Source organism: Candidatus Schekmanbacteria bacterium (assembly GCA_003695725.1).
Taxonomy (GTDB): domain Bacteria; phylum Schekmanbacteria; class GWA2-38-11; order GWA2-38-11; family J061; genus J061.
Genome location: RFHX01000221.1, coordinates 1 through 4496, shown reverse-complemented (window position 1 = coordinate 4496; position 4496 = coordinate 1). Strand labels below are relative to the sequence as shown.

The window sequence follows — 4496 nt, the reverse complement described above, 5'->3', positions numbered from 1 at the left end:
GAGGAGAATTGAATTCATTGCTTATAATCCTCAAAATTTTGTTTCTTATTTGATTTATTTCAATAATAAAAATTAGAAAAACATAATTTTAAATTTATGAAATTCTATTTAAAGTTTAAATAATTTTGCTCATCTTTCTGATAAAATTAACGATATTTTTAAAGTTTCGAAAATTGAGCTTAATTCTGTTTCTGACAAGTTTAAATGAAAAAGAATAGTAGTGAAAAAATCAAAAGGCCTATTCTTTTAAATCCACAGGTCCATATATCTGTTGCCATAATTGTTATCCTCGTCGCTGTATGCGGATTCTTTGCATATCAATACGGAGAAAAAATATCTAATCAGAGAAGGCAGATGTATATGCTTGCCGCTACAGAAGCTACGAAGGAGCAGATACAGAACTGGTATCACGAATTGATAAGCAAATGCAGATTGCTTATGCTCAGCCATGAGAATGAGAGTATGATGTATTCTGCTATTTTGAGGAAATATCCTCAGAAGAATGCTCTTCGAGGAATGCATCATATTGGTTTTCATAAATATCTTGAAAAGCTTGAAGAACATCTTGATTGTGAAAATATATTTGTTGTGAATGATAAAGGTGAAATCGAAACATCAGTAAGAGATGAAATATTTGCCATTGCAGATGAGATAGAAAAGAAAGTTTCAGAAGCAATTGAAAAAAGAAGTATTGTAACTACTCCTGTTGAGATCGATTCAACAAACAGGAGACCATATATTTATGTTGTTATTCCTTTCAGTCCCAATATATCAGATGGTGGCAAGATTCTATTCTCTAATTACGCTCTCCTGTTAAAATTTGACCTTGAAAAGGAATTGTCGCATATTCTCCACCCTTCATCAGTAATACGAAGTAAAACATTTGAGGAATTGCTTGTGCTAAAAAAGGGTGGAAAAGTTGTAATAATGAACAAACTTTCAGATGATAAAAAGAGGTGGCTTCCTATTGAGATTTCTATTGCTGAAAATAGATCTCCATCAAATTTTGTCCTTGGAGGAAATGAGGGGTTTTTTAGAGGAATTGATTATAGAGGAAAAGAAGTCATAAGTACCACCGCATATATTCCCGAATTAAAATGGGGGGTTGTGGAGAAGATAGATAAATCTGAAGCTTTCAATGTTCTTCGTCCAATTATTAGTTTCGTAGTTGGTATTGCAATTTTTATTATTCTGGCTTTTGGTTTTTTTGTTTCAAGGTATGCTAAAGTTCACGGCGAAAGCGCAGCTCGAAAGATAAAAAAACTTCGGCAGTACAGGAGTGCGCTTTTGAGTGTTTACCCTGACATCATAGTAAATATCGACCTTGATGGAAATATCATATGGCTTAATGAAACAGGAAAAGATTTTTTTGGTGAAGATGCCATAGGGAAAAAGATTGCTTTTTTTATGACTGCAATGTCGCGGGACATTGTCAAAGATAATTACTATGAATTCCTTTTCTCAGGGAAAAAAGCGAATGTTACATCTGTTCAGATTTTCAAGAGAAAAGATGGACAGGAACGAGTCCTATCGTGGAGCTCATGTTTTCTCTATGACGATGAAGGAAGAAAAAATGGTGTGCTTGCAACAGCCCGTGATATTACAGAACAGAAAGCGGCAGAAAAACGTATCGAAGAATCAGAAGAATATCTGCGAACAATCTTTTCATCTCTTGTCGATGGCATTGTTGTTATCGATAAAGAGATGGTGATTACGGATGTTAATAATTATATATGCGATTTGCTTGGTTACAGCAGGGAAGAATTGGTAGGTGAAAAGCTTTTTAAAATCTATCCTGATGCCGGATATAGCCTTCTCAAAAAATCTATAGAGAAACACTTTGAAGAAGAAGTCACGATAAGCGGCTTGGAGATAAATCTCTTGGCAAAGGAGGGAGAGATAATTCCGACAAGCATAAAAGCAGTCCTTTTAAGAGACGCTGAAGGTAAAGTCTTTGGAAGTCTTGGTTTGATAAGGGATATGAGAGAGGTAAAGATCCTTCAGGAAAACCTCATTCAAGCGGAAAAACTTTCCTCTATTGGAGAAATGGCGGCAGGCGTTGCCCATGAATTGAACAATCCCCTTACAGCAATAATCGGCTATTCCAATTTGTTGATGGATAAAAAAGTTTCAAATGATGTAAAAAGACAATTGCAAATAATAAATCAGCAGTCTCAGAGATGCCAAAATATCGTTTCCAATCTTCTTATGTTCTCAAGAAAATACTCTGCAAAGAAAGAATATGTCAATTTGAATGATTTGATAAAATCAACGATTGCCTTGACTGCTTATGATATGAATTCAGGTGGGATTATTATTGAAGAAGAATATGCAGAGGGAATGCCTTCGGCTTTTGTTGACGGAAATAAATTACAGCAGGTTTTTGTCAACCTTATACAAAATGCCAGGTATGCTGTTGAAGTAGCTGATAAGAAGGAAAAGAAGATTTCTGTTAAAACTGCCTTTGATGAAAAATTCTTTACAATTGAAGTTGCTGATACAGGAATAGGAATTGAAAAGGATAAGATAAAGAAAATATTCGACCCCTTCTTTACAACAAAGGAAGTTGGCAAGGGCACAGGGCTTGGGCTTAGTATTTCTTATGGAATCATAAAGGAACATGGAGGAGATATATATGTTAGAAGCAAGCCGCGTGAGGGAACGAAGTTTATCGTTAAACTCCCTGTTTTAGAAGGTAAACCTGAGGAGAGTAAGAAAGTTGAGTCACCAGATATAGATAAGGACGGAATTACTTTTGGCAAAAAAAGAGTCCTTGTCATTGATGATGAAGAAGTCATCAGGGATATACTGGAGCTTTATCTAACTGATGATGGCCATGATGTCGATTTAACTGCAAGCGCAAGGCATGCCCTTAGAATGATAAAAGAAAAGAGATATGATCTGATTTTTTCAGATATTAGGATGCCTGATTTAGATGGATTGTCCTTTCTTGAACAACTAAGGTATATAGATGGCTCTTTAGCTGATAGGGTAATTTTTATTACAGGAGATTCGCTTTCTCTTGATTCTTTTGGAGGGGACAATGGGAATGGCATTGAAAATACTATTCTGACGAAGCCTTTTACAATAGAAGATGTAAGAAAAGTAATGCAGAATTTTTCATCGATTTCTTCTTCTTGACACATTCTGTTTTTAGTTATATCAAATAAGCTATCCAAATTTTTTAACTTCCTATAAGCCGGAGTGGTGAAACTGGTAGACGCACGGGACTCAAAATACTGCATCGCCTTAAATAAAAACTAGTGAAAAATAAGCCTTCCGCACTGGTCCTTGGTTTTAGAAGAATTTCAGGAATTCTATAGTTTCTGATAATTCTATAGAAATAGGGAAATTCTCGTTCTTAGTGGACACTTATTTGGACACCTAAAAAATTATAGAAAGGAGATAATCATGAGTGATTTTGATGATAGTTTTTTTGATGAAGATTTTTTTGCGTATATAACGCAAAACGAAATTAGAAAACGCTTTTGGTACAACAGATTAAACAGAATTATTAAACCATCTTCTATTATAGAATGGGGTGATGAATGCCCATATTGCGGTAAATATCCAATCAAAGATAGAGAAAGAAATGATGATGGAAAGAGGCATTGTGACTTATGTGGAAGAAGAATATGCGCCAGATGCGTCCAATTATGGACCTCTAAAAATGTTTGTGCTGAATGTTTGGAAATTAAATACGAAGAACAAAAGAAAAAAAGATTTAGAAGAATGATTGGACTAGATGATTAACTATATTATGATTCTCTGATAAAAAGAAAAAAATAAAAAAATAAAAAATAAAAAGCCTATTCAACCGATGTTATATCATCTTCAAGAACTTTGAATGATTCAAGGTCTTTCAGGCTGGCTTTCTTGTTCTCATATTTAACGGCTTTTCCATCTTTAATGATAATTTCGCCGTTTTCGTCACGGGCTTCCTTTATTGAAATGTAGTAGACTGCTTCGACTTTTGGTTTTTTTCCAGCCCTCAAAAGCTCATCTGCTTTTTTAAGTTCAGGAAGTTCGTTAATGACTATATTCCTGACTTTTGTTACAGATTCGCCTGTTTGAGGGTCCTTTACAGTCTCTTTTGTTCCGCTTGCCCTGATGTTATACCATACAGGCTCTTCTTTGGTTTCGTCAACGATAGCAATGTCTATATACCTGAATTCCTGTTTATCTTCGTTGACAACCGCACCAGGGTCAGCAGAAATAGAGACAAGTTTCCCCGTGACAGAAAATCTCTCTTTTTTAGGCTGGATGCCTTCCTTTTTTATATACACCATTCTTTTCACACTCCCTGTTTTGCATATCGCCGTCGTGGCGTTCATCTCTATGGGATGAATATAATTAATATGTACAAAAATATTTATCTTATATCACATCTGTCCAAAATAAGATTTTAAAGAGGAAGCCCCATCGGGTAAAATAGTTTTTGAAAAGAAAACACAAACCTGAGAGGAGGCTTCCATGAGTAAATTTAGCAGTATTTT

3 protein-coding genes are annotated in these 4496 nt (G+C 34.9%); 2 read left to right on the top strand and 1 reads right to left on the bottom strand.

Going from position 1 to position 4496, the window contains the following annotated elements; genetic code table 11:
- Positions 1-204 precede the first annotated feature (204 nt).
- Together D6734_08665 and D6734_08660 are read left to right on the top strand one after the other, a co-directional pair.
- A complete protein-coding gene (locus D6734_08665; protein RMF94058.1) occupies positions 205-3141 on the top strand; it encodes a PAS domain S-box protein in 2937 nt (978 codons plus the stop codon).
- Between the two features lie 270 nt (positions 3142-3411).
- The gene (locus D6734_08660) at positions 3412-3753 is read left to right on the top strand and encodes a hypothetical protein (GenBank protein RMF94057.1); all 342 of its coding nucleotides are present in this window, start codon (positions 3412-3414) and stop codon (positions 3751-3753) included.
- A 56-nt stretch (positions 3754-3809) separates the two neighbouring features.
- Here the strand turns inward: D6734_08660 and D6734_08655 are convergent, their stop codons facing one another.
- Positions 3810-4289, bottom strand: a complete 480-nt coding sequence (locus tag D6734_08655) for a hypothetical protein (protein ID RMF94056.1) — start codon at positions 4287-4289, stop codon at positions 3810-3812.
- Positions 4290-4496 lie beyond the last annotated feature (207 nt).